General features: G+C 40.0%; 27 protein-coding genes. 13 read left to right on the top strand and 14 right to left on the bottom strand.

Annotated features, from left to right (window positions below):
- The first annotated feature begins 77 nt into the window (after positions 1 to 77).
- The 3 genes from NSQ64_RS05680 to NSQ64_RS05670 all read left to right on the top strand — a co-directional run bounded on the left by NSQ64_RS05680 (position 78) and on the right by NSQ64_RS05670 (position 2388).
- The gene (locus tag NSQ64_RS05680) at positions 78 to 506 is read left to right on the top strand and encodes an HIT family protein (RefSeq protein ID WP_024719993.1); all 429 of its coding nucleotides are present in this window, start codon (positions 78 to 80) and stop codon (positions 504 to 506) included.
- A gap of 158 nt (positions 507 to 664) precedes the next feature.
- Positions 665 to 1744 carry a 3-phosphoserine/phosphohydroxythreonine transaminase gene (gene serC / locus NSQ64_RS05675; RefSeq protein WP_039167563.1) on the top strand — a complete coding sequence of 360 codons (1080 nt, stop codon included), beginning with the start codon at positions 665 to 667 and terminating at the stop codon, positions 1742 to 1744.
- Between the two features lie 125 nt (positions 1745 to 1869).
- Positions 1870 to 2388, top strand: a complete 519-nt coding sequence (locus NSQ64_RS05670) for a tryptophan transporter (RefSeq protein WP_008348886.1) — start codon at positions 1870 to 1872, stop codon at positions 2386 to 2388.
- Between the two features lie 47 nt (positions 2389 to 2435).
- Here the strand turns inward: NSQ64_RS05670 and NSQ64_RS05665 are convergent, their stop codons facing one another.
- Positions 2436 to 2627, bottom strand: coding sequence for a hypothetical protein (locus NSQ64_RS05665; protein WP_008348888.1), 192 nt, complete (start codon positions 2625 to 2627; stop codon positions 2436 to 2438).
- A 128-nt stretch (positions 2628 to 2755) separates the two neighbouring features.
- On the opposite strand from NSQ64_RS05665, the gene NSQ64_RS05660 reads away from it, so the two are divergent.
- Complete coding sequence (locus NSQ64_RS05660) at positions 2756 to 3112, top strand: YtxH domain-containing protein (protein WP_007497160.1); 357 nt, start codon at positions 2756 to 2758, stop codon at positions 3110 to 3112.
- A gap of 187 nt (positions 3113 to 3299) precedes the next feature.
- Positions 3300 to 3914 (top strand): HTH-type transcriptional regulator Hpr, encoded by a 615-nt coding sequence (locus NSQ64_RS05655; RefSeq protein WP_008348891.1) that lies wholly within the window; start codon positions 3300 to 3302, stop codon positions 3912 to 3914.
- On the opposite strand, the gene NSQ64_RS05650 is transcribed toward NSQ64_RS05655, so the two are convergent.
- The gene (locus tag NSQ64_RS05650; RefSeq protein WP_007497157.1) at positions 3892 to 4236 is read right to left on the bottom strand and encodes a YhaI family protein; all 345 of its coding nucleotides are present in this window, start codon (positions 4234 to 4236) and stop codon (positions 3892 to 3894) included. The two genes, NSQ64_RS05655 and NSQ64_RS05650, sit on opposite strands and share 23 nt — an antisense overlap.
- A gap of 234 nt (positions 4237 to 4470) precedes the next feature.
- Between NSQ64_RS05650 and NSQ64_RS05645 the strand changes: the two genes are divergently transcribed.
- Both NSQ64_RS05645 and NSQ64_RS05640 read left to right on the top strand, forming a co-directional pair.
- On the top strand, positions 4471 to 4989 hold the full coding sequence (locus tag NSQ64_RS05645) for a DUF3267 domain-containing protein (RefSeq protein ID WP_268381641.1): 519 nt from the start codon (positions 4471 to 4473) through the stop codon (positions 4987 to 4989).
- Positions 4990 to 5071: 82 nt separating this feature from the next.
- Positions 5072 to 5257: a hypothetical protein gene (locus tag NSQ64_RS05640; RefSeq protein ID WP_072368131.1), complete on the top strand. Its 186-nt coding sequence runs from the start codon at positions 5072 to 5074 to the stop codon at positions 5255 to 5257.
- A 51-nt stretch (positions 5258 to 5308) separates the two neighbouring features.
- Here NSQ64_RS05640 and NSQ64_RS05635 read toward each other — a convergent pair whose 3' ends face one another.
- Both NSQ64_RS05635 and NSQ64_RS05630 read right to left on the bottom strand, forming a co-directional pair.
- Positions 5309 to 5398: a YjcZ family sporulation protein gene (locus NSQ64_RS05635; protein ID WP_034647786.1), complete on the bottom strand. Its 90-nt coding sequence runs from the start codon at positions 5396 to 5398 to the stop codon at positions 5309 to 5311.
- Positions 5399 to 5543: 145 nt separating this feature from the next.
- Positions 5544 to 5630, bottom strand: a complete 87-nt coding sequence (locus tag NSQ64_RS05630; protein WP_008361129.1) for a YjcZ family sporulation protein — start codon at positions 5628 to 5630, stop codon at positions 5544 to 5546.
- Between the two features lie 161 nt (positions 5631 to 5791).
- Between NSQ64_RS05630 and NSQ64_RS05625 the strand changes: the two genes are divergently transcribed.
- A complete protein-coding gene (locus NSQ64_RS05625; protein ID WP_024719991.1) occupies positions 5792 to 6667 on the top strand; it encodes a peptidylprolyl isomerase in 876 nt (291 codons plus the stop codon).
- Between the two features lie 60 nt (positions 6668 to 6727).
- On the opposite strand, the gene NSQ64_RS05620 is transcribed toward NSQ64_RS05625, so the two are convergent.
- The 4 genes from NSQ64_RS05620 to NSQ64_RS05605 form a co-directional block, all read right to left on the bottom strand.
- Positions 6728 to 6958: a sporulation YhaL family protein gene (locus NSQ64_RS05620; RefSeq protein ID WP_017360318.1), complete on the bottom strand. Its 231-nt coding sequence runs from the start codon at positions 6956 to 6958 to the stop codon at positions 6728 to 6730.
- A gap of 108 nt (positions 6959 to 7066) precedes the next feature.
- Entirely contained in the window at positions 7067 to 8020 is a 954-nt protein-coding gene (gene yhaM / locus NSQ64_RS05615; RefSeq protein WP_007497151.1) for a 3'-5' exoribonuclease YhaM, read from the bottom strand.
- A gap of 62 nt (positions 8021 to 8082) precedes the next feature.
- Positions 8083 to 10869, bottom strand: a complete 2787-nt coding sequence (locus NSQ64_RS05610; protein WP_341015486.1) for an ATP-binding protein — start codon at positions 10867 to 10869, stop codon at positions 8083 to 8085.
- Positions 10870 to 10885: 16 nt separating this feature from the next.
- Positions 10886 to 12100 (bottom strand): metallophosphoesterase family protein, encoded by a 1215-nt coding sequence (locus NSQ64_RS05605; protein WP_341015483.1) that lies wholly within the window; start codon positions 12098 to 12100, stop codon positions 10886 to 10888.
- A 173-nt stretch (positions 12101 to 12273) separates the two neighbouring features.
- Between NSQ64_RS05605 and NSQ64_RS05600 the strand changes: the two genes are divergently transcribed.
- A complete protein-coding gene (locus NSQ64_RS05600; protein ID WP_024719988.1) occupies positions 12274 to 12462 on the top strand; it encodes a YhzD family protein in 189 nt (62 codons plus the stop codon).
- A 35-nt stretch (positions 12463 to 12497) separates the two neighbouring features.
- Here the strand turns inward: NSQ64_RS05600 and NSQ64_RS05595 are convergent, their stop codons facing one another.
- A complete protein-coding gene (locus NSQ64_RS05595) occupies positions 12498 to 13313 on the bottom strand; it encodes an enoyl-CoA hydratase (RefSeq protein WP_081105402.1) in 816 nt (271 codons plus the stop codon).
- A gap of 526 nt (positions 13314 to 13839) precedes the next feature.
- On the opposite strand from NSQ64_RS05595, the gene NSQ64_RS05590 reads away from it, so the two are divergent.
- Positions 13840 to 14337 carry a cation:proton antiporter regulatory subunit gene (locus NSQ64_RS05590; protein ID WP_017366937.1) on the top strand — a complete coding sequence of 166 codons (498 nt, stop codon included), beginning with the start codon at positions 13840 to 13842 and terminating at the stop codon, positions 14335 to 14337.
- A 3-nt stretch (positions 14338 to 14340) separates the two neighbouring features.
- A complete protein-coding gene (locus NSQ64_RS05585; RefSeq protein ID WP_007497140.1) occupies positions 14341 to 15564 on the top strand; it encodes a cation:proton antiporter in 1224 nt (407 codons plus the stop codon).
- Positions 15565 to 15602: 38 nt separating this feature from the next.
- Here the strand turns inward: NSQ64_RS05585 and NSQ64_RS05580 are convergent, their stop codons facing one another.
- The 5 genes from NSQ64_RS05580 to NSQ64_RS05560 form a co-directional block, all read right to left on the bottom strand.
- The gene (locus NSQ64_RS05580) at positions 15603 to 16877 is read right to left on the bottom strand and encodes a lysine N(6)-hydroxylase/L-ornithine N(5)-oxygenase family protein (protein ID WP_341015481.1); all 1275 of its coding nucleotides are present in this window, start codon (positions 16875 to 16877) and stop codon (positions 15603 to 15605) included.
- Positions 16878 to 16952: 75 nt separating this feature from the next.
- Positions 16953 to 18452: a coproporphyrinogen III oxidase gene (locus NSQ64_RS05575; protein ID WP_039167580.1), complete on the bottom strand. Its 1500-nt coding sequence runs from the start codon at positions 18450 to 18452 to the stop codon at positions 16953 to 16955.
- A 113-nt stretch (positions 18453 to 18565) separates the two neighbouring features.
- Positions 18566 to 19432: a Cof-type HAD-IIB family hydrolase gene (locus NSQ64_RS05570; RefSeq protein WP_008348923.1), complete on the bottom strand. Its 867-nt coding sequence runs from the start codon at positions 19430 to 19432 to the stop codon at positions 18566 to 18568.
- A 446-nt stretch (positions 19433 to 19878) separates the two neighbouring features.
- Complete coding sequence (locus NSQ64_RS05565; RefSeq protein ID WP_008348927.1) at positions 19879 to 20235, bottom strand: YlbF family regulator; 357 nt, start codon at positions 20233 to 20235, stop codon at positions 19879 to 19881.
- A 122-nt stretch (positions 20236 to 20357) separates the two neighbouring features.
- The gene (locus NSQ64_RS05560; RefSeq protein ID WP_135009093.1) at positions 20358 to 21491 is read right to left on the bottom strand and encodes a DUF445 domain-containing protein; all 1134 of its coding nucleotides are present in this window, start codon (positions 21489 to 21491) and stop codon (positions 20358 to 20360) included.
- A 214-nt stretch (positions 21492 to 21705) separates the two neighbouring features.
- Between NSQ64_RS05560 and NSQ64_RS05555 the strand changes: the two genes are divergently transcribed.
- Both NSQ64_RS05555 and NSQ64_RS05550 read left to right on the top strand, forming a co-directional pair.
- Positions 21706 to 22812: a YheC/YheD family protein gene (locus NSQ64_RS05555; protein WP_341015475.1), complete on the top strand. Its 1107-nt coding sequence runs from the start codon at positions 21706 to 21708 to the stop codon at positions 22810 to 22812.
- Positions 22769 to 24127 (top strand): YheC/YheD family endospore coat-associated protein, encoded by a 1359-nt coding sequence (locus NSQ64_RS05550; protein ID WP_341015473.1) that lies wholly within the window; start codon positions 22769 to 22771, stop codon positions 24125 to 24127. The genes NSQ64_RS05555 and NSQ64_RS05550 overlap by 44 nt, the downstream gene beginning before the upstream one ends.
- Positions 24128 to 24133 lie beyond the last annotated feature (6 nt).

Here is a 24133-nt window from a genome sequence, read left to right as displayed (position 1 = left end):
GGAGTTCGCTTGTCCTGTTTTCTTTTTTGCTTCTTTTTGTGATACGATAAAGGAAAAATAATGAGGAGTGACATGGCGTGAGCGACTGCATTTTTTGCAAGATCATTGATGGAGACATTCCATGTGCAAAAGTATATGAAGACGAGCATGTATTGGCTTTTCTTGATATCAGCCAAGTAACAAAAGGACATACCCTTGTAATCCCGAAAATACATAAAGAAAACATTTATGACATGACACCAGAAGTGTCTAATCATTACTTCCAAGCGATTCCAAAAATCGCTAGAGCCATCAAACAAGAATTTGAACCAATTGGTTTAAACCTTCTGAACAACAACGGTGAAAAAGCCGGACAATCTGTGTTCCATTACCATATGCACATCATTCCACGTTATGGCAAAGGCGACGGCTTTGGTGCCGTATGGAAATCTCACCAAGATCAATATACAGCAGAGGATTTAAAAGATATTTCTTCTGCCATCCATACGCGCCTTACCTCATCTTAATTGATGAGGTTTTTCTTTTTTCCACTTCTTTTATGTGCTTATCCTCTGAATCGTAAGATATTTAGGACGATTCAAATTTTTTGTCCAAATGCTTCAAATTTGTGATAGGATGGTTTTATCTTTTGATCCATTAACGCGAGAAATAGGGAGAGATTGTGATGAAGCGAACGACGAATTTTAATGCTGGTCCGGCGGCGCTGCCGCTAGAAGTGCTTCAAAAAGCACAGGAAGAACTTGTTGATTTTAAACAAACCGGGATGTCTGTGATGGAACTTTCTCATCGCAGCGGTGAGTATGAAGAAGTCCACAATAAAGCGAAAGCACTCTTGGTAGAATTGATGGACATTCCAGAAGATTATGAGGTCCTCTTTTTACAAGGCGGGGCAAGTCTTCAATTTGCAATGATTCCGATGAACTTCTTACATGAAGGCGAAACGGCTCATTTCATCCAAACAGGTGCTTGGTCAGAGAAAGCCTTGTCAGAAGCAAATGGGTTTGGTGAAACATCAGTGTTTGCCTCAAGTGAAGACGACAACTATTCGTATATTCCAGATGTGGATGCTTCCGTTTTAAATGACGGGGCTTACTTGCACATCACATCGAACAATACCATTTTCGGTACTCAGTGGAAAACGTTCCCGAATACGTCACTCCCGCTTATTGCCGACATGTCCAGTGATATTCTCAGCAAAAAAATAGACGTGTCTTCATTTGATTTCATTTATGCCGGGGCACAAAAAAATCTAGGGCCTTCTGGTATCACGATTGTGATCGCGCGCAAACGTTTATTAGAGAAAGAAAAAAGCGGCACACCTAAAATTTTAAAATATTCAACACATGCCAAAGCCAATTCTCTTTATCACACACCACCGACTTTTGCGATTTATATGCTATCCCTTGTCCTGGAGCATGTGAAACAGGCGGGCGGCGTAGAAGCAGCAGAAAAACGCAATGAACAAAAAGCAGCGCTTCTGTATGATACGATTGATCAAAGCGGCGGTTTTTACAAAGGACATGCACGTGCTGACAGCCGTTCACATATGAATGTCACGTTTACCCTTCGTGATGATGCACTCACTGCATCCTTTGTGGAGAAAGCAAAACAAGAACAAATGGTTGGACTCGCCGGCCATCGTTCTGTTGGCGGATGCAGAGCCTCGATTTACAACGCTGTCTCTATAGAAGACTGCCAAAAGCTTGCGGACTTTATGAAAAAGTTCCAGCAAGAAAATGAGTAAAAAGGCTTTTCTATCGTGAAATAAATTTGTTATAATAACGAGAAATATAAAGTCATGACTCTTGCAATAAATGATCAGCCATATTATTGGAGAGTTCTAAGAGCTTAGCAGAGGAGAGCATAGAAATGAAAACAAAAGAATTAGTGATTATGTCATTGCTTGCAGCAATGGGAGCTGTTTTGCATACGATTTTCCCACCCATCTTTTTCGGAATGAAACCTGATATGATGCTGGTCATGATGTTTTTAAGCATCATCCTTTTTCCGAAGGTACAGCATGTCGTTGTGATCGCCCTAGTCACTGGGGTCATTTCCGCTTTGACAACAGGTTTTCCAGGCGGACAAATTCCCAATATGATTGATAAACCGGTGACAGCCTTTATCTTCTTAGCCCTTTTCTTATCTTGCCAGAAGATCAAGAACAAAGTCGTTCTGACCGCTGTACTCACCGCTGTTGGGACCGTCGTATCGGGCGTGATTTTCCTATCTGCCGCTTTACTGATTACTGGACTGCCGGCTGCGTTACCAGCACTTCTTGTAGGTGTTGTCCTGCCAGCAACTGTGATCAATACGATAGCTATGGTATTTGTCTTCCCGATTGCTCAGTCCATATTAAAGCGCGCAAGAATGATTGAAGTCGCTTAACGAATAACTGAACCTCTTCATTAGATGAAGAGGTTTTTTTCATGCTTCTATAAAAGAAAAAGGGTAAGTAGCAAAATGGAGAGCGAAATCCCTGCACCTGCCGCACACACAATTGCTTTTTGTCTTAATACATGTTTTGGCGGATAAGACCCTGCATACCCAAGCTGCCTTACATAATGAATAGAACCACCTGCGAAAATCACACACATACACGTAAAAACGAACAGAAAGACAGACAACCTTCTCCCCTCCCTTTTCTTCAAAAGTATGCTAAAATAAAGCAAGCTATGTATGGAAGTTCAATGAAGCTGATCGTCAGCTCAGAGAGAACATGCGAATGTGTAAAATTTGACTAGAGGTGATTGGAATGGCTAGTGGACGTTCTTTATTAACAGGATTATTTGTAGGCGGTCTCCTCGGAGGTGCGGCAGTGCTCCTGACGACTCCCTCTTCTGGCAGAGATGTACGCGGAAAGATGAAAGACGGCTATGACAAATTCGAAGATACGCTGACAAGATTAAAAAGAGATGGACAAGCTTTAAAAGAGCAGATTGTTGAAACCGCAAAAGAAAGTGCTGAGGTCATTAAAGAGGTCGGGACTGAATTGCAAACATCCATTCAGCAATGGCGCGAGGAAATCAAACCTCATCAGCAGGACTTACAAAAGGAAATTCAGGAAATTGAGGAAAAGCTCAAACAACTGGAGAAAACCTTACAAAACTAATATACTCACAAAAAAATATTCGTTTACAAAAGTGTGCGGGGTGCGTATCCCGCACTTTTTTTGTTGAAAAAAGGTTATTTTGTCAATGTTTTTCATGACTTTTAAAAATTCTTGAATTTTCAGCTTTATTAATCTTTATTTTATTGGCATAATAGAATTACAAGAAAAAGAGAAGTAGGTGAAATGGATGAATCATTCGGAACAGCCTTTCGATGTAAAAGAAGCACTTTTATTCAGTCAAAGAATGGCCCAATTGAGCAAAGCTCTTTGGAAATCCATTGAAAAGGACTGGCAGCAGTGGATCAAACCGTATAACCTAAATATCAATGAACATCATATTTTGTGGATTGCGTATCAATTAAAAGGAGCTTCAATATCAGAAATTGCAAAGTTTGGCGTCATGCATGTATCAACGGCGTTTAACTTCTCTAAAAAATTAGAGGAAAGAGGATTTTTAAAATTTTCTAAAAAGTTAAACGATAAACGCAATACGTATATTGAACTAACGCCAAAAGGCGAAGAGACATTCCATAAACTACTCGAAGATTACGACCCGGCCCGAACTGGTATTGTCAAAGGCGCACAGCCGCTTCATGACATTTACGGAAAGTTCCCTGAAATTTTAGAAATGATGTGTATTATCCGAAACATTTATGGTGAGGATTTCATGGAGATTTTTGAGAAATCGTTTTCAAACATTGAGAAGGACTTTTTGAATGAACGTGGGAAAGTCACGAAAAAGCCTGAAGAACTTGAAGACTCAGCGGAGGAAAAAGCGGCTAAAGCAAATCAAATTGTTTAATGATCTTTATAAATTCATTCATTAACGGCTGAAACAGCCCTTGATCATGCAAAGCAAAAATCGTCTCATGAACATCCAACTTTTCAATTAACTGTCCCGCAAACAGCGCAAGGAGATCGTCGAACATGACGTAGCCTTGTGCTTTTTGCTTGTCCATTTCATCTGAGAGCTCAGCACAAATACGCTCAATGTCCTTTGCCTCTTCTTTCGATACACGCTGCCGGATCAATAGCGCATAATATGGATAACGGCTCATATCTGTAGCCGTCAGTAACAGTTCCATATAATATTCGAGCTGGCTCATTCGTTCCTCAATACTCATGTACGTTCCCTCTTTCTCTTAGTCACTCTATTTTAGCCGAAATTACTCATTGACGAAAGAGACGAACCTCCCTCTTATGTCTTTTTTTCTTGAAAAACCCAAAGTTTCCTCTCTTTATTCCATATGAATGTAACAATTTATTTTTTTTCTTGAAAACCATTGATTTTTATCCTCAGGAAGAGTAAATTATCTTGAGATATTCAATTAGTTTTTTTGAGATTGGAAGGATGAAAAATGAATTGTTGGAAGACCATTAATCTTGAAAAGGATTATGGTTATACGAGAATGATGATTTCAGCCATATGTCTTACTGTATTTTTTTTCATTATGGCATTTTTATGTTTTCAACTGACTCATCCTGAAACGAGGCTCAGCAGTCACAATGCACCGCTTTTTATCGTGCTTTTACTTGCGACATTGCTTGTCCACCGCGTGATTCACTTGATCCCAGTCATGAAACATAAGAAAAAAATGACGTTATTTAAACGAAATTGCTGGCAGCGCGTGCCTAAGAGAGTGATGCTTTTCTCACTGCTCAGCCCGTTTTGTGTCATCTCACCTGTTTACTTTGTTTTAGGAATGGCATTTCCAATGTACGCACACTATTTTATCATGATCGCAAGTATTCATGCAGGCTATTGTTTGCCTGACTTTTTATTTGCTTGGAAACTGCTAAAAGCGCCAAAATCATGCATCATTGATCAAGCCCAAGACGAGTTTGATATTTTAGTTGACCCAACTTCCTCATCATGAGGTTTTTAAAGCCAACTTCTATCTTTTTCATAAAAAATTTGGTAATGTAGTATGGGAATAGCATAGAGAGGGGGGATCTCCGATAGTTTTATTTTACTTCATCGTCTTTGCCGCGTTTATTGTGTATTCAATAAACAGGCTTACTAATACATTATGCCTTGTCAGAGAGATTCCTGAAGAACGGCAAGATAAGGTGTTTCGCTTTATCAATGTATCGATACTGATCTTACTGATCTCATCATTTGTTGAAATTACCATATCTATTTAAGATCAAAGCAAAAGCTGCCTGTTTGATGGCAGCTTTTTGTGTATGATGATATTAGTAAATCCAAGATGCACCGATAATGATCAATAAGATGAATAACACGACGACTAGTGCAAAACCGCCAGCAAAGACTTCTCCTCCCATGTGAAAACACCTCCTGCCAGTTCTTCCTCTGTTCTAAGCTCAGTGTATGCAGAAAATTTTAAAACGTTTAGGCACTTGTCATCGTTTTAAAAAAGAACCGCCCGCACGCATGGCAGGACGGCTCCTTTCTGTCACAGCGATTTAATTAATAAAGATATGCTGCACCAACGATGATCAGCAAAATGAATAGCACGACCAATAAAGCAAACCCATTAGAATATCCTGCTCCCATATAATTCAGCCTCCTTTTTGTGATCAATATATGTGTATGTTGGTCGCAAAAATTTGACTAGACGAATGCCCTCCCATTTGCATTTCTTTTTACAGCATGTCACAATATGTTATGATACAAGCAATGATAAATAAATTGGAAAGATTAGGAGTGTTTTTTGAATGAAAAAAATGGCTTTAGCAGCTGTAACAGCAGTAAGTGTTTTAACTCTTGGCGCATGCAGTAGCGGTGACAAAGAAGTGATCGCAACAACAAAATCAGGAGATGTCACAAAAGAAGAGCTTTACACAACACTTAAGAAACAAGCAGGTGGAGATGCTTTAAACCTACTTGTTCAACAAAAGGTTCTTGCTGACAAATACAAAGTATCAGATAAAGAAATTGATAAGAAATTGGAAGAATATAAAAAGACACTTGGTGAAGATCGTTTAAAACAACTTCAAGATGAATTCGGAAAAGATTACATCAAAGATCAAGTAAAATATGAGCTGCTGACTCAAAAGGCTGCCAAAGCTAACATCAAAATCACTGACAAAGAAGTAAAAGCGTATTACGATGACCTAAAAGGAAAAATCCGCGCAAGCCACATTTTAGTTGCTGACAAGAAAACAGCAGATGAAGTAGAAAAGAAATTAGATAAAGGCGAAAAATGGGATGACCTTGTATCTGAATATTCAACTGACACTGCTTCAGCAGCACAAGGCGGCGATGTAGGCTGGTTCGCAAAAGAAGGCCAAATGGATGAGAACTTCAGTAAAGCTGCCTTCAAACTAAAAGTAAATGAAATCAGCAAACCAGTAAAATCTCAATTTGGTTACCATATCATTAAAAAGACCGAAGAACGCGGTAAATACGATGACATGAAAGCAGACTTGAAAAAAGAACTGCTTGATCAAAAACAAGCAGACAACAATGAAATTCAAACGATCTTAAACAAATTGGTGAAAGATGCTGATGTGAAAGTAAAAGATAAAGAACTTGAAAATACATTCAAAGAAAAATCTGAACAAACCACACAACAAACACCAAACCAATAATGAACGAAAAGAAAAACCCCTCTACATGAACTTGTAGAGGGGTTTTTTTATTCTTATTGATTATGCAATCGAATGGTCCTCATGCTTCGCCGTTTCCTGGGATCGTTTCATTTGCTGTCCTTGACGTCTACGCTCTCTCTCCTGCTCCATTCGTTCGATAAAGATTTCTCCCTCTTTTTCAATAAAGGATTGATCAATCTCTTGTTCCTCTTTGGCTGTCGTCATTAATTTATAGGCACAAAAGATAATACCAATGATACATGCATATACCCACCATGGAAAAAATAACATTGTCTTCGCCTCCTTTTTCAGGACTAATCTCTCTTCCTTTGTGTTACATGCTTATGCGAAAAGAAGACAAGTTATGAAAAAAAACGCCCGCATCAAACGGGCGTTTTATCATGAGGATTCATTGTGAAAGGTTGGTTTATAAAACGAACGATTCTCTAGTGCAAAAATACGCTCTGTATATTCTCCTGGCTTCACATGCTCAAGCGCACGATCCATCATGTTCATTTTTGCATCTAAATTATCTATATAGTGGAGAATTTCGGCTTCCTTCACCATTGGTGGTTTAGGACTGCCCCACTCCCCTTTTCCATGATGACTCAGCACTAAATGCTGCAGAATCAGAATTTCCTCAGAATCAATGCCAAGCTCCTCTGCGGCTTTCGCAATTTCTGTCACCATAATAGAAATGTGGCCAATTAAGTTCCCTTCTACTGTATATGTGGTGGAGACAGGACCCGAAAGCTCTTTGACTTTCCCTAAATCATGTAGAATGATCCCTGAATATAAAAGATCTCGATCTAGTGATGGGTATAGATCAACAATGGATTTCGCTAAATGAAGCATCGATACCACATGATAGGCAAGACCCGAAACAAACTCGTGATGGTTTTTCGTAGCTGCTGGGTAATCAGCGAATTCCTGTCCATATTTCTTCAGCAAATGTCTTGTGACACGCTGAATATTAGGGTTTTTCATATCAAAAATATATTGCATGATGGTATCCATCATATCGTGCTTTGGAATAGGAGCTGTTTCTAGAAAATCATCAATGCGGATTTGCTCGTTTTCAGCAACAGGACGTATATTCCTAAGCTTCAGCTGATTCCTTCCGCGATAATGATGAATATCACCTACTACCTTCACAATGGTTTGCGCAGCATATGTGAGTTCATCATTCTGCTTTGCATCCCATAGCTTCGCCTCAATATCTCCACTTTGATCTTGAAGAATTAACGTTAAAAATGGTTTGCCATTACTCGCAATCCCTTTAGTAGATGATTTAATTAATAAATGCAGGTCAACTTGTTCGCCGACGTCATAGGTCATGATCCCTTTAGCCATTCAATAAATGCTCCTTCCATGTTTCTGCTCATATAAGTATAACATAAGTCATAATTTGTCAATCATTCCACTGCTAAGCTCGTAATCTGCCCGTCTTCCGCTGCTTGTTTCATATAATGATGACAAGTGAAATAAAACAGCTGTGTTTCAAAACGAGTGAGTTCATTCATCAGCTCCAGCACCCTGTCTAGACGGACATGATCAAAGTGAACGAAACTGTCATCCATCATAAATGGGAGCTGACAATCTTGCTGGTGGGACAAAGCAAGTGCAAAACGAATCGAGAGATAAATTTGCTCACATGTTGCTTGTGAAAGCTCCTCCGGGCGGAATAGGCGTCCATCCCTCCGTTTCACAATCAGCCGGTCATCTTCGGCAGAAAATAAAATCACTTCATATCGATCATTCGTTAACGGCTGAATAAATCGGGAAGCTGTTTGGAGGAGTGCTGGTAGCCTCGTTTCTTTATGTTCATTGAGTTTCTCTCGAATGACGGAACGAACGAGCTGAATAGCCGCCCATTTTTTCGCTAGATGCTTTGCCTGCTCCTGCTCTACAGCAAGCTGATGAGTCAAATCAGACACTGTACCTGATGCTTCTATTTGGCGTATTTCTACTGCTAATTCTGCCAAGCGTTTTTTCATATTCGTCACATTCTCTTGCATGTCATTCAGATGTCTTTTTGCTTGTGCACACTGCTCCTCAAGGGTGCGTAAACCTTTACGGACAATGACCTCTTCCTCATCTATATAACCGCTTTTGTGTAGCTCTTGGTTCAGCTGCTGCAAATTGTACAGCCGCTCCCGGTATTCTTTGGATAGATGAGATAGGACATGATAATCTTCTTTTGACGCTGCTTCTACTTTTTGAAAAAGCTCGTCCGTTTGTTTTTCATAATATTGAACTTCTCCTTCTAATGTTGTCAGCTGCTGCTCTACATGTTGAATGGATACGTGCAATGTCTGACGTTCTTTTTCTCTTTTTTCCTCATCTTTCAATACCTCTTGAAAGGCTGAGATATTCTCTTGAATGGTCCCTTCTTTTCTTTGAAGGAGACTCATGAGCGCTGAAACTCTTTTCTCGTAGGTCGATTGCTGCTGTGTGAGCATCTCTATTTCCTTGTTAAGCGCCTCATATGCCGCTGTATTCGCTTTTAATTGTTTCAAGATATGGAAAGCTTCCACAAGGAATGAGAGCTCTGAGGACAAACCCAGCTGCCTTCTCATATCTTCTACTTGTTGCTGTACAGGTTCCAGTTCCCGCTCCCAGTCTTCATATTGCTGTATCATTCTTTCGTATAAAAGCTCCTTTTGCTTCACTAGCGTTTCAGCTGAAGCTGTTTGAACTTGAAAGGAATGATAGGCGTTACTGTCGTTTGCTTCCTTCATCTGAGTCTGTTTAAGCACTGGATAAATAGCGATCAAGACAAAAACGGAAAATCCTGCAAACAGTAACGTCACCCAGCTCTCTGCTAAAACGAATAAGACCGTGAGAATGACAGCACATAGCACGAACATCAGCAGGAATAACCACACTCTGGAATGATTCTGTTTCACTGTAGCCCTTGTGCCCCTGACATCTTCTGCATCTTGCTGTTTAACGGGCTGCTCCTTTAATCCTTTTAGAGCGGTTTCCGCTTCTTCCAGCTCATGTCTTGCATGATCAAACCGGTCATCGAGCTGTGCTTTCCTATCCATTAAACGAACGTATTGGCTCACAGCCTCTTTTAATTCCCACTCAAAGTCAAGTGAATCATCCAGCTGGTCAAGCTTGATTGGACGCTGCCACTTCAGCTTCGCTGATGCTTCTTCTATTTTTTGTTTCAAAGAATTCTGCTCTGTTTTCCCTTCTGCTAAGCGTTTCTTCACAAGTTCAGCATCCGATGATTCAGCTATGACTCGCTTCATCTCCAATACCGTATCCTTGTCATAGAGTGGCTGAACTTGCGTGAGCGACGTTTGCAAATGATCTAATTTTTGTTTCAGTGCCGTCACTTGCGCCTTTTTTGGGTGAAGGTGTGATTCTAATTTATCAAGTTCATGCGCAGTTTCCGGTCTAAACCGTTTGACTCGTTCTGGATAACTAGCCAAATCTTTTTTTAACTCTATCTTGTTTTCTATCATAGGATAAAGTCGAATATGTTCCGTCAAAAGCTGAATCTCTTCTTCAGTCTGTCTCATTTCATGCTGAAGCATTTCTACCTTCTCGGTTAATTCAGCTTGTTCTTTTTTCTTTGCGGTATAACGACTTTCTACCAATTTGGCCTGTTTCAACTTACCTGACAGCTCTTTTACATGATCAAGCTGCTGATTTAATTCAGGCTTACGTCCATTGGGCTTAAAAAGCTGCTCCTGCTGTTTTAGCAGCCTGCTGTCCATTTTGGATGCCGCATCTGAGCCAAACAAACTTGAAAAGAGTAGAAATTCCCCTATTTGATCTTGATTTAATGCTTGTACATTTTGCAGACCAAACACGTCAAAAGAATAGATTGATTGGTATAATCTGCGATCTGTTCCCTTTAACATCGCATGTAGAAACGCTTCATCTTTCACTTCACCATTTGGCAGCAACACCTGAGCTTGGCCGCCATGATCAGATGTTCTTTCAATATGAATCACACCTAATTCCTCATCAAAACATGTAAGAGACCCGCCATAAAATGAGCCATGCTTTGGCTTATACATATGGCTTTTGGAAAAACCAAATAACATCGATTCAATAAACGCCTTCAATGTCGTTTTCCCCGATTCATTCAGGCCATAAACTAACTGAAAACCGTCATCAGAAAAGTGGAAGGTTTGATTGGAAAATTTCCCGAAATTCGCAATATGGAGTGAACGTATTTTCATCATGCCTCTCCTTTTCTCATAAATGCTTCAGCTGTTCTGCCAGCAGCCTTTGTGCCTCTTCTTTAATATCGATCTCGTCCTCTTTTGTAAAAGCTCTTCCTGCCTTTCTATAGGTTGGATGACGCTTGATCGGTGAAAGCAGCTCATCATACGCATCAAACTCGGCAATTTCTGCTGTTAGTTCTGTCAAAAAAGAATCTTCTGGATAGACGGCATCTTCATGTGTCCGGCAGTCAATCGACATCACCCAAACGAACAAGTCTTCATCTTCCTCCTGTTCATGAAGAACAGCCATCAGCTCCTCAAGCACTTCAAGCTGCGTGAGCTCCATATAAGCAGGAGCATCGCCAGTTAGTTCGATTTTCACAAAATGAGGAACACCTCTCTCTTTCAGTCCACTCATCTTTTTGTCCACAAGTATCACAAGATCGGTCATATGAGCGGTATGTGTGATATCTATTGTCAATGTCTCAAAGATGACATCTGAACAGCTCATAAACTCCGCTCTTTGAGCATCTTCAGATAGGTAAACGACATAACAGCCTTTCTCTCCTGTTTCTTTTATATGTCTTCCTTGCACGTTTCCAGGATAGATCACCAGTGGGTCTTCATGCAGAAGAGCCCGCTTATGAATATGTCCAAGCGCCCAATAATCAAAATCCCGCTCTAGAAGCTGCTGAAGCTGAAATGGTGCATACGCATCATGCCCTTCTTGACCTGCTAATGTGCCGTGAAGCATTGCAATATGATAGGGGGCATCTGTTGTTTTTTCATAATAAGGTGTCATATTTTCATGGACAGCTCGATCTTTGTAGCTGAACCCGTAAATACTTGCCACAAGCTGACCTTCTCTATAAAAGGCTTGCTCACTTGGCGTACTGCTCAAAAAAACGTGAACATTCTCTGGCCACTCAATTGGTGTCCATTCACCACCTAAATGATCATGATTACCATAAATAATAAACACTTCAATCCCGTGTGATTGTAGCTTAAGAAACTGATTTCTTAAAAAAAGCTGTGCTTTTAGGCTACGATTCGATTCGTCAAATATATCTCCGCTCAGCAGCATAAAGTCTACTTCTCGATCAATCGCAAGTTCAAACATGTTCTTGGCACTTTGAAATGTACTTTCTTTCAACCTCTTAAAAATTCGGTTCGGTATATTGGACATTCCCGCAAACGGACTATCTAAATGAAGATCTGCGGCATGAATAAAAGTGAGCTTCGTCAAACGTCTATCTCCTTGTACGTTACTGTAGTTGTCCATATTTTATCACGCCGTTTTTACGAATGCACGTTCTATCGCTCTCATTCTAAAAAACACATTTTTAGGGGTGAAAAAAGAGGTTTTAACTTCCTCCTTGTATAATTCATTAAAAAACAAGAAGAAAGGGAAGATCAGAGATGGAGAAAACCTACTATTTGACTGTATTTGATTCGTCAGGTGAAACCTTATTAAACGAAAAAATCACCACAGATAGTGATGAAAAAGCAAAAGAATTAGGACGTCATCGTTTAATCGAACAACAATACACAAAGCATTCTCACCGGCTCGTAAATGATGCAGGTAAACTTCTTTTATTTGAACGTTAAAAAAGCCGGCATCTGCCGGCCATTCATTCTTCTATTTAATGAAACACAGGACGTCTTTTTTCCAAAAATGCTTGAACACCCTCCTGATGATCACGGCTTTGTCTCAGTCTAGCTTGTGCAGCACGCTCTTTTTGAAGAACGGCTAACAGCTGTGATTCTGACTGCTGAAAATAAATCATCTTTGTTTCAACAAAGGCTTGAAGTGGCATATTTAAAAATGGCTTGACGCACGCTTTTTGATACGTATCCACCTCATCTTGAAACACGCCGTCTGCAAGGCGAAGCTTGAGCGCTTCTTCAGCCGGTAGCTTTTGTCCGCTCCAAATCAATTGTTTAGCGGTTTGTTCACTAACTCTTTTGGTGAGGAAAAAATGCCCTCCGCCATCTGGGATTAACCCGATTCCATTAAAGTTCATGGCAAGTTTAGCATCTTGATGCATAAACAAATAGTCACAGCTAAGGGCAAAGCTAAAAGCAAGACCAGCCGCTGCCCCGTGGACAAGTGCAATCGTCACTTTTTTCATACTGGCTAAAGAAAGTGTAATTCCCTCGATCAAATCCATCACGCGATGAAAATCTTCTTCACGATCTTGCTTTAGCATCATGCCAATATCTCCGCCTGCTGAAAACCCTTTGCCCATCCCCTTGAGTACAACAATTTTTGCGCTGCTCTCACTCGCTGTATCACACGCTTCCTTCAATTCAGCAAACATGTCAACATGAAACGAATTATACGCTTCAGGTCTATTGAAAACGATTTCAAAAATATCCCCGTCTACCTGACAATTGATATATGTCATCATCCATTCCCCCTCTTTCTTTTCAAGCTCATGACTTACTTCAATTTCCATCAAGTAATTCCTTTTCCTCTACACAAAAAATTTCAAGATCAACTGATACTAAAATAAGCATAATTGTTGAAACGAGAAATATATTTTTATATAGTAAAATAAGAAATAAAACATCATTTGAAAGGGGGAGGATGATTGATAAGAAGTTCCATATGTATATTGATTAGCTGCATCGTCATGTTTTCTCCCTTTTCAAATGTCGTTTTTGCTTCACAAGCAGAAGCGAGCACACCCAGCCTGATTTCTCCATCGATTTATGATGAAGAAATCAACGCTGTGAAGACACCTCCATTTTCAAAAAAACATGCATCATCTCTTCTGTTAAAACAGAGGTTATCAATAGGCGCTTCAAAAGCTTTTCTTGTAAAGTTTGCATCAACCACAGCGTTATCTATTGATTTATGTTTTTTAGAAATGAAGTGTGCAATCCCCATTATGTACCAATCAAATTACCTCGACTGATTCATTTTATTTCATCCGTACTCACTATATGAAAAACAAAACCTATCATATTCGGAGGGATAAAATGAACATTAAAGAAAATGATCTTCCTGGGATTGGAAAGAAATTTGAAATTGAAACGAGAAATAGAGAAAAGATGACGATTGTGATTCATGATGATGGCAGACGGGAGATTTATCGTTTCGACGATGAAGATCCAGATGAAGTACTGTCCACCATTTCTCTCGATGATGCTGAAGCCCGGCAAATTGCTGCCATTATTGGCGGTATGGTGTATAAGCCGCAAGCACTTGAAACGATTGAAATGGCGTTCAATGATTTGATCATTGAATGGTTTAAGGTAGAAAAAGACGCAAAAGCGGTTGGACATACACTCGGCGATTTAGATGTGAGACAAAATTATGAAGTCACCGTCATTGCGATCATTAAACATACAAATGAAAAATTACTCAACCCCGGTGCCGATTCGATTATTCAAGCAAATGATACGATGGTCATTTCAGGCGAAAGAAAACACTTGAAGCGATTGATACGTGATTTTCTTTCTAGAGGGGGAGAGTGATGAATGGATCATTTAGTCTTTGAAGTTGGAACGGCGCTTATTCTCATCGCCATTGCCAGCTTAATCGCCAATAAAATTAAATTTTCTATCATTCCTTTTCTCATTGTCCTCGGGATGATTGTTGGTCCGCATGCACCAACCATCGGGATCATTGATTTGAAGTTTATCGAGAGCACCGAGATTATTTCGTTTTTTGGTAGAATGGGTGTCCTGTTCCTTCTATTCTACCTTGGGCTTGAGTTCTCTGTCGGCAAACTCATAAAATCGGGTAAATCCATTGCAGTCGGCGGATCTATTTATATTTTGATCAACTTTAGCTTAGGATTGCTTTATGGGTTTATCACAGGCTTTGGATTCCTTGAAGTCCTCATTATGGCAGGCGTTATCACCATTTCATCCAGCGCCATTGTCGCCAAAGTCCTTGTCGATTTAAAACGGACAGCGAACCCTGAAACAGAGTTAATTCTTGGGATTATTATGTTTGAGGATATTTTTCTCGCCGTCTATTTATCTGTCGTATCCGGTCTTGTCCTTGGAGATGCCACGTCCGTTGGCGGTGCCTTATTATCTATTTTAATCGCTTTTGGTTACATGATGATTTTCTTTATCATCGCACGTAAGCTACCAAAACTATTAAACAAACTATTCGATATCCGTTCAAATGAAGTATTTATCATTGTCATTTTTGCCGCTTTGTTCTTCGTGGCTGGTTTTTCAGAGACGATTCATGTCGCAGAGGCCATTGGCGCTCTCTTACTCGGTCTTGTGTTTTCAGAAACAGAGCACTCAGACCGCATTGAACATCTCGTTGTTCCTTTTAGAGATTTCTTTGGCGCCATGTTCTTCTTCAGCTTCGGATTGAGTATTGATCCATTTACATTAGGAGATGCCTTCTGGCTTGCGATCGGCGCTGTCATTCTCACCTTAATTGGGAACTTCACCGCCGGGATGTTTGCTGGAAGAAGAGCCGGTTTCTCTCATAAAGCTTCTTCTAATATTGGATTAACCATCGTATCAAGAGGAGAGTTTTCCATCATTGTAGCCGAACTTGGGATTGCAGGCGGGCTTGCCGCTACATTGAAGCCATTTGCTGCATTATATGTATTAATCCTTGCGATTTTAGGACCGCTAGTGACGAAAGAATCAAAGCGTATCTATCAAATCCTAAACAAAATCTTCAAATGGAAAACTGAAAAACCAAAAGTAAAAAGAGAAACAACCATTTAATTGAAAAGGGCCCAGTGCTGGGGGCCCTTTTTTTATATCTATTCAAATTGCTGAAATGCTGTTTCTTGCTTCACTTGTTCTTTCGTATCCCCGCGAATGGTTCGGATGACTTTCTGATTGCGGTAGATCGATAATTTTAAATTGGTCGCCGCTGTTCCATGAGAGTGATCGAGGTTCGTGAATGTAAAGAAATGATGAGACCGTTTGTCTTTAAACACAAGCCTGAAGTCGTCTGTCACTTTAAAATGCTCATCGCTTTCCCATTCAATCAATGGTTCATATGCGCTAAACCATTCCGGAATATTAGGCGTATATCCTGTAGCCAATACCACATGATCGGCTGTCATTTTCTTTTCTTTCTTGAGCTGCCATTGTTTCAAATGCAGCTCTAACTGCTGCTCATCCTCCATATGTATCGCTTCAAGCTCAGTCATTGGCTGAATGAGTACAGAAGGCTCTTCTCCTGAAACGGAGCGATGGTACAATTCCTGATAAATACGAGAAAGCGTCGATGCATCTATGCCATTCCTTAATCCTGCCAGTCTAGGCAATGTGTTCATCCGTTCTTCATAAGGAAGGGAATGAAAATATTCAACATACTTAGGTGTAAATAGCTCCTGACCAAGCTCCGCTGTCTCTAGTTCTCTAAATTCACTTGAACGTGTAAACCACGAAAGCTGCTGTCCTTTCTTCTGATGCTGAAGCAGGTCTAAGAAAATTTCAGCTGCACTCTGACCTGAACCAATCACCGCCACCGTTTCAGCTTCATGAAGTTCTTTTTGTTGATCTACATAACGACTGCTATGGGTCACATGCGGCAACGCAACTTCTGGCACATCGACAGGAATCATCGGCTTGCTTCCAGTTCCAAGGACGACATGCTTTGCACGATATTCAGAAAGCGCCCCATCTTTCAACCGCCGAACTTTTACAAGATACCCGTCTTCACAGTCGGTCACTTCTTCCACCTTCATCCCGAACTGACAGCTATCTAATTCACCTGCAACCCATGATAAATACTCATTGAATTCTCTCCGGGGGATATCAAATTGTTCAAATGTATAAAATCGGTGAAGCCTGTTTGATTCATGTAAATAATTTAAAAATGTATACTTGCTCCTTGGATTAGCCATTGTCACAAGGTCCGCTAGAAAGGAAACTTGTAAGTCCGTTCCTTTGATGAGCATACCAGGATGCCAAGCAAATTCGGTTTCCTGTTCAAAAAAACAGCATGTCACATCTTCATACTCCTCTAATAAAGCGGCCAATCCTAAATTTGCTGGCCCAATCCCAATTCCGATCACATCCATCATATGTACACCTGCTTTATCTTTTTACCCCCTATATACCCTTTTACAAATGAAAAAAACACTGCGTCACCGCAGTGTTTACATGTGAGAAACAAATAATGACTCAAGAAACTGAATCTTCTCTTCCGTATAGTGCTCATAACGATCATTATAAGACTTTGGATCTTTTGGATTGGCATACTGCGTAATTTTTCCGGTTCGCGGATCAATGAATTTACTCGCAGCGCCGCATCCAATGCCAATGATCGTCTGCACCTCTTCCATAATGATAATATTATACAAACTTTCCTGTCCATCTAACGAATACCCTACATTTTCGAGATTCCCCAAAATGTTTTTTTGTCTGTATAAATAGTACGGATGATAGTCATGTGCCTTTGTCCAAGCAACCGCTTCATCCATCATACGTGTGATCTCTTCACGGTCTGCCACTTGATACTTTTCCTTATTGCGGGTCATTTCAGACGCTCTCTTAAAGGAAAGGGTATGCACCGTTAAAGATTCAGGCTTCAGTTCTTCTGTCTGCTGCAAGGAATGTTGGAATTCCTTTAGCCCTTCTCCTGGCAGCCCAATGATTAAGTCCATGTTAATATTATTCATGCCATACTGCCTTGATAAATGATACTTCTCAATCGTTTCTTCCACACTATGGTGCCGGCCAATCGCTTTCAATGTTTCATTCTCATATGATTGCGGATTGATACTAATCCGGTCAATATGATAACGGTTGAGCACTTCCAGCTTATCAGGTGAAATCGTATCAGGTCGTCCCGCTTCTACAGTGACTTCCCGAATATGTTTCACATCTGGAAAAGAGCGATACATCTCCTCATACAGCAAATCCATTTCTTCTGCTGTAATACTCGTTGGAGTACCTCCGCCAAAATAAACAGTCGTCACTTTAATCCCATGTTCCTTTAACCATTCGCCCATTTTTTGCATCTCATAATGCAGCCCAAAAAGAAACGTTCCCACTCTTCCAGCTTGTCCTTGAATGGCATAAGCAGGGAACGTGCAATAAGCACATTTTGTTGGACAGAAAGGAATACCGATATAAATACTCACTTCCTCCTGTAGATCGTACAGATCTGGAATGGCTTTGATTTGACGATCAACAATTTCCTGCATCAAATTGATCTTTTCATCATGAATCAAGTAATCGCGCTTTAACGCTGCATGTGCTTCTTCCTTTGTCATGCCTTCTCTTAGCATCTTATGAAGTAATTTCGTAGGGCGTATCCCCGTAAGAATCCCCCATTTTTGCGTCATTCCTGTATATTCCTGAAGCAGATGTAAATAAACAGACAGCACAGTGTTTTTGATTTGCTTCCAGCGCTCTTTATCGTTCAAGCCCTCCGGCATCTCTCTTGTAAAACAACTCGTCATATCTGATCCAGCAATATGGCCAGAAGCCTCCACCATACCGCCAGTTTCTTTCCAATCAAACACCATGACCAGGCCATCGTTCGCTTCACCTGAATCAAACAGCACTTCACTATCTTCCTCGAATAAATTGGCTATATTGACAAGCGGTCGATGAAATCGTTCATCAGACAGCCCTTTAACTAAAATTCGCATCGTATCACCTTTATCTTCAAACTTGTTTCATTTTACAAAATTCATCTAGGAAAAGCAATGAAGAGAACAGATGAAGGCCCTGCCATTTCTTAATAGACAGGGCCTTCACTATATTATCGTTTAATATCAAATTGATGTAAAAAACCTTCCCTTTGCTGCATTCTAAAGTATTCTTTGATCATATAAGCAACACCCTGTTCATCATGAGAACGTGTCACCCAATCGGCTTTACGTTTGACCGAATGAGGTGCATTCCCCATCGCAACGCCTAAGCCAGCTAACTCAAGCATCGGGATGTCGTCTGTCCCGTGACCGATCACGACCGTATCTTCTAATGTAAAACCTAGTGCTGAGGTTAAAAGAGAAAGTCCTGCTTCTTTCGATACCCCTTTGCATACAATGTTCATTTTCTCATCACTGATCTTAATCAGATCAACAGATGGGAATGCTTGTTGAATGGTTGTGTGGATTTCAGGCTGAAGTGCTGCCGTCGAATACACTTCAATGACAGGTGTGCTAACCGGTTCATCCATGAGCATATCACTTAATGATTCAACAAATTGAACGGGATAGAAAATTGGATCAGACGGATGAATCAACGTTTTTCCCATCAGTTGAGACTGTGTTTTTTTCCGATTGCCGATTGAGAATTTTTCATGTAACAAGCGAACATTACAATCAAAGCTTTCAAGGATCTGCACAAGATTAAATGTTTTCTCTTCCGTTAATTTCTTCACATGGAGCGGCTCATCAAGCTTATCAGCGATAAATGCACCACTATGCGTCACAAGAGTTGAAGTTGGTATTTTCAACGCCTTGGCAATTTTTTGTGCAGATCGAAAATGACGGTTGGTGACAATCGTCACGTAAACCCCTTTTTTCTTAACATATTCCACAGCTTCTTTTGTAGCGGAATGGATTTTCCCATTGGAACGAAGCAACGTTCCATCTATATTGAGTGCAAGTAGCTTTTTTGACACTGAGGCATCCCCCTTCTTGATGACTGTACTTACGATGAGGATATGCCCTAGCTCAGCGCTTTAGAACATGCAGTTGAAGCAGCCCTTGTTTTATGCCTCAATCGCAAATAAAAAAAGCCTACCCCTAGGCTTTTTTTTATGTATGGTTTGGATGCGTAACAATGGCGTGATGAAGCTCCCCATGATCCCCTCATCTTTCACACACCAAAGCATTGCTTATATCATATCCCCTTATGCTTTGCTTTTCTCCCAGAAGCGCTTCTCTCTCATTTGGCTCATCGCCGTAAATCCAAAGTGGAACGCACCCAATTCATCACGATAGCGCTTTTTGAAAGCACTTTCAATAAGTATTATCGCAGAATTTACGAGCTTCGACAACCCTTTTTTTAAAGATATACAAGCGGCGATATGAATGAAAAAAAGGGCGAATATGATCGCCCTTTCAATTAATTTTCTTCAGTATTTCCATAAAGCTCTTCAAGAGGCTTCATGATAATTTTATTTAATTCACCGATGAGAACACTTACGCGTTGTTCTGCTTCCATCAACTGAGAGATTTTATCGTGTTGCTGCACAAGTGCAACCGTTTTTTGCGCTTGCTCTACTTCTTCTTGTGTAATCTCTTGACCAGTCATTTGTTTTTGTTGAAGGTTTACTTGAATGTCACGGAAGTTCTCAAACATTCTTTTAGAGGATTCATCCCCGTTTACCTCATCATAAAGATTTCTTAACGCTGAATATTCTTCGCTATGACGCAGTGCTTTTTCAAGGTCATATGCAACATCATAAAGATTTACAGACATGTTATGTCTCCTTTCTATCCGTTATCACCGATATGGATCGGCGGACACCACTCCACTATAACAAACTATGGCTTTCGTTTCACATATATACAATAAATTCATCGAAATTTCTCGATCTCGCCTTAGAATAAGGTGACAAAAATCGCTTGGACAGCACCGATCAATCCACCTAAAAGACCGCCTAAAAATGTGATCATCTTCAGCTCCTTATTAGATATGCTGATCACAAGCTCTTCCATTTTTTCAAGCGGGAAAAGTTCAATTTGTTCACGAATAATTTCTTCAAATTGGAGCTTTGCGAGCAGTCCCTCAAGCGCATTAGATGCGGCTTCAATCCCTTTATCAATGAGAGATGGAGCAAACTTGGTCTTAAGATCATCCGCTACTGCACTGATGTAAACTCCTACTGGTCTATCTAACAGCACCTTTGTAGAAAAATGTGAAAGCAATTGCTTTTTCACACTAAATAGAAGCTCCTTCACATTCCATTTTTTATCAAGCTCATGTAAAGAAAATTGCTTTACCTTGTCCCATTCTTGAACAAGTAAATCTGATAAAAACCTTTTTGTCTCTGCATTCTTTAAGAACTTCATCATTTCAGGATGCACGCGATCAATTAAGCTTGAATTCCCTAAAAACATTTGGACCATACTGCCAAGCATTCCTCGTTCTTTTAAGAAATCGTCTATCATATGACCGAGTCTTGCTTTTCCCTCATCACTTTCAAAATAATGAATGCCTCTCTTTAAAATATAATCTGCGGCATCTGGAATTTTTGATGCAAGCTTATTTTCTACATCCTGTGGCAACAGCTCAGACAACGTTTGCTGATCATACTTTTCAAGCAGTGAGTGGAGCTTATGATCAGTCCACTGATGAAGCCATGCGTCAGCTTTAACGTCAGCCTGTGAAAAACCGTATTTTTCTAACATGGAGAAAACCGTCATTTCCATATCAGCACCTTTATCAATATATCGGTGCACTGTCCGCAATATCTCTTGCTTTGCCTCTGATGATTCAAATCGTTTTTTAATGCCCTCTGGCGTTAGTAAATGCTCCATCACCATGACGCCAACCTGCTTGGCTACTTCATCTCTTCTTTTAGGAATGAGACCCGGTGTAAATGGGAGCTGCTTCCCAAATAAATAATATGGCTTATACGGACGAAAAAGCATTTTAATCGCGAGATGGTTTGTTGCTGCCCCTATCACTGCACCTATCACAATCATAAAGATAAACGTTGTGAATATATCCAAAGTCGTCATCTACCTTTCAAACAACACCTGAAGTTTATTGTTTTTATCTATACGTATTATAGTTGTTGTCAAGAGTCCAAGCAAATGAAGCATTCAATGTGACATATGAGACAACGATCTGTCGTAATGATATAGGAACGCCAAGTTTATGTAAAATCAACAAAAAGTGTTTTTCAGATGTTAAAAAAAGAATTTGAAAAGTAGGTGTTGTTTCATGACGTCAACGCTCGGCATTGTCACTCTTTCTCCGAAGCATGAAGAGGCATTCACACATCAGCTTGCCAAAGCAGCCTCTTCTTTTGATTTAGAAGTTGTTCGTTTTTCACCTCTAGATTTAAAGCCTGCTTCAAATGTCATTCACGGTCAAAAATTTAAGACTGGCAAAGGATTTGAAGCGTCAGAATTTCAGATTCCTGACTTGATTTATGATCGTTGTCTTTATCAGCATGACGCACAATCTAAAAAAGCAAAACCTATCATGAACTGGTTAAAAAAGTATCCAAAAACCGTTTTTTTGAATACTGGAATTTCAAATAAAATGCGGCTATTCGAGCAGCTCCGTCTCCTCCCTTCTTTACAACCATACTTACCTGTCTGCTCTCTATTGACAGAGCCTTCAGACCTTCTCAACTTGGTCAGAAAGGGCGGATATTGTAAAATACAGCCGCTTTCTCAACAGCACGCAGCACCCTCTTGCTTCATTTCTTTAAAAGACAAATCACTCATTACTGTGCAGCTAAACGCTAAGCAAATCATCACCTTTTCACATTCAGCAGAGGTTGAGCGCTGGTGCAAAAAATATATCGGCCGATCTTTCCTTCAATTTTTTAACACGAATGATCAAAAAGACGTTATATTCAATGAAATTAGGATTTTTCTTATAAAAAATTCTCAAAATCAATGGAATAGCATGGGGATTCATACAAAACCATCAGTAGAAAACAGCCTTTTAAGCAATACACAAAATTCCATTCATGTGGTAGCCTTTGATCACTATTTAAACTCATTAAAGTCACACATCAAGGAGCTGCTGTTAGATGATATTGCCTCCATTCAGTCATCTCTTCCAGCGTTTATAGACAAAACTTTCTCACCGTGTATTGAATTCGCTATAGACTTGCTTCATACAAATGAAGGCAGACTTTTCATCTCAAATGTAAGATCAAAGCCAGGACGATCCTCTTTTTTAAAAGCTTACCCTGAGAGGGAGAATCAATTGATTCAGACCATACTTGAACATGCCAAATCGATGATGGCTGAAGAAAAGGAGGTTCCTTATGAAGAGAAAACGCTACATCATCGCTCCACATTCAGCAAGTGAAAAAACAGTACATCTCCCTGTCCAGTTTAAAGAACAGGGGGCAATTTTATCTATTGCTTTAGGTTCTTGTTTAGTAGATGATTTCGCCATTTCCTATCATCATCAATCTCAAATGATTTTATTATCAGAAGACCTTTATCGCGCTTTACTCATTCCATACAAAACAAAAGCTGATGTCATATTTGTTCAACAAACACTCTATATAGGACCTCTCATCGGCATTTTCACTGCAGGATTCGAACAAAATACAGCACCTTTAGGCACAAGATCTTCCTATTTTATGAAATTGCTGCAATCTTGCAGGCAGCATGCTGGTTTTGCATATCTTTTTGGTACTCATTCTATCGATTGGGATAAAGGAATAGTAGAAGGTTTGCTTTACCAAGAGGAGCGCTGGGTAAAAAAGCAGATGCCCTTCCCATCCGTTGTTTATGACCGGCTGCCTAATAGAAAGGCTGCTCAGTCGGCATTCATTCAAGAAACAAAACGAAAACTCACTCAAGACTACGATATCCCTTGGTTCAACCCTTATTTTTTTAATAAATGGGACATTCATGAACAGCTATTAACAGATGAAAAAACAAGCTCTTTCTTACCACATTCTATACGATTAGATCCTGTTGATGCTTTAAATAAAATAGAAACACTCCTTCATCTGCATCATGTCATTTATTTAAAACCAACAAACGGCAGTCACGGAGACGGGATTTATCAGTTAAAGAAGACGGAAAACGGGGTCACTGTCTGCTCAAATAAAGGGAAATCCACTTCATATCATTCCGTAGACCATTTCGTGAAAAAACTGCGGGAAGATTGTGCAATTCAAGACTTGATTGCACAACAAGGCATTGAGCTTCTTCAAATAGACAATCAACCACTGGATTTTAGAATTCATACGAATAAAAATAAGTATGGTCATTGGACTGTTACAGCCGCTGCTGGAAAAGTTTCAGGAGATCACACTGTCACAACCCATCAACTGCATGGTGGTTCAGTAAAAACACTGTATGATATCTTTCCTGATGCAGAGAAACGTTTGAAGGTTTTGCAAGAGCTCTCTGATACTGCCCTCGCACTTAGTCGTGTGATAGATGAAAAAATGCCCGGTCTGATTGGGGAAATTGGTTTTGACTTAGGTATTGATCACTTAGGTGCTATCTGGATGTTTGAAGCCAATTCTCGTCCAGGCCGCGAGATTTTTCTGCATGCACCATTGAAAAACTCAGAATGGCTGATTGGGAAAAGAATCGTTGAATACGCATCTTACCTAACACAAATGGCTCTTACTCCTATAGACCATGCAAACGCCTACTGATGTTTT

Source organism: Bacillus sp. FSL W8-0183, assembly GCF_038006825.1.
GTDB classification, from domain to species: Bacteria; Bacillota; Bacilli; order Bacillales; family Bacillaceae; genus Bacillus; species Bacillus altitudinis.
Note: the sequence above shows the minus strand (reverse complement) of the source record. Positions and strands in the feature narration are given on the sequence as shown.

Bases quoted from the DNA above. Each gene is read 5' to 3' on its own strand.
- serC (WP_039167563.1), top strand. From the start codon at position 665: ATGAAGCGAACGACGAATTTTAATGCTGGTCCGGCGGCGCTGCCGCTA.
- NSQ64_RS05670 (WP_008348886.1), top strand. From the start codon at position 1,870: ATGAAAACAAAAGAATTAGTGATTATGTCATTGCTTGCAGCAATGGGA.
- NSQ64_RS05660 (WP_007497160.1), top strand. From the start codon at position 2,756: ATGGCTAGTGGACGTTCTTTATTAACAGGATTATTTGTAGGCGGTCTC.
- NSQ64_RS05655 (WP_008348891.1), top strand. From the start codon at position 3,300: ATGAATCATTCGGAACAGCCTTTCGATGTAAAAGAAGCACTTTTATTC.
- NSQ64_RS05650 (WP_007497157.1), bottom strand. From the start codon at position 4,236: ATGAGTATTGAGGAACGAATGAGCCAGCTCGAATATTATATGGAACTG.
- NSQ64_RS05645 (WP_268381641.1), top strand. From the start codon at position 4,471: ATGAATTGTTGGAAGACCATTAATCTTGAAAAGGATTATGGTTATACG.
- NSQ64_RS05635 (WP_034647786.1), bottom strand. From the start codon at position 5,398: ATGGGAGGAGAAGTCTTTGCTGGCGGTTTTGCACTAGTCGTCGTGTTA.
- NSQ64_RS05630 (WP_008361129.1), bottom strand. From the start codon at position 5,630: ATGGGAGCAGGATATTCTAATGGGTTTGCTTTATTGGTCGTGCTATTC.
- NSQ64_RS05625 (WP_024719991.1), top strand. From the start codon at position 5,792: ATGAAAAAAATGGCTTTAGCAGCTGTAACAGCAGTAAGTGTTTTAACT.
- NSQ64_RS05620 (WP_017360318.1), bottom strand. From the start codon at position 6,958: ATGTTATTTTTTCCATGGTGGGTATATGCATGTATCATTGGTATTATC.
- yhaM (WP_007497151.1), bottom strand. From the start codon at position 8,020: ATGGCTAAAGGGATCATGACCTATGACGTCGGCGAACAAGTTGACCTG.
- NSQ64_RS05610 (WP_341015486.1), bottom strand. From the start codon at position 10,869: ATGAAAATACGTTCACTCCATATTGCGAATTTCGGGAAATTTTCCAAT.
- NSQ64_RS05600 (WP_024719988.1), top strand. From the start codon at position 12,274: ATGGAGAAAACCTACTATTTGACTGTATTTGATTCGTCAGGTGAAACC.
- NSQ64_RS05595 (WP_081105402.1), bottom strand. From the start codon at position 13,313: ATGGAAATTGAAGTAAGTCATGAGCTTGAAAAGAAAGAGGGGGAATGG.
- NSQ64_RS05590 (WP_017366937.1), top strand. From the start codon at position 13,840: ATGAACATTAAAGAAAATGATCTTCCTGGGATTGGAAAGAAATTTGAA.
- NSQ64_RS05585 (WP_007497140.1), top strand. From the start codon at position 14,341: ATGGATCATTTAGTCTTTGAAGTTGGAACGGCGCTTATTCTCATCGCC.
- NSQ64_RS05580 (WP_341015481.1), bottom strand. From the start codon at position 16,877: ATGATGGATGTGATCGGAATTGGGATTGGGCCAGCAAATTTAGGATTG.
- NSQ64_RS05575 (WP_039167580.1), bottom strand. From the start codon at position 18,452: ATGCGAATTTTAGTTAAAGGGCTGTCTGATGAACGATTTCATCGACCG.
- NSQ64_RS05565 (WP_008348927.1), bottom strand. From the start codon at position 20,235: ATGTCTGTAAATCTTTATGATGTTGCATATGACCTTGAAAAAGCACTG.
- NSQ64_RS05555 (WP_341015475.1), top strand. From the start codon at position 21,706: ATGACGTCAACGCTCGGCATTGTCACTCTTTCTCCGAAGCATGAAGAG.
- NSQ64_RS05550 (WP_341015473.1), top strand. From the start codon at position 22,769: ATGAAGAGAAAACGCTACATCATCGCTCCACATTCAGCAAGTGAAAAA.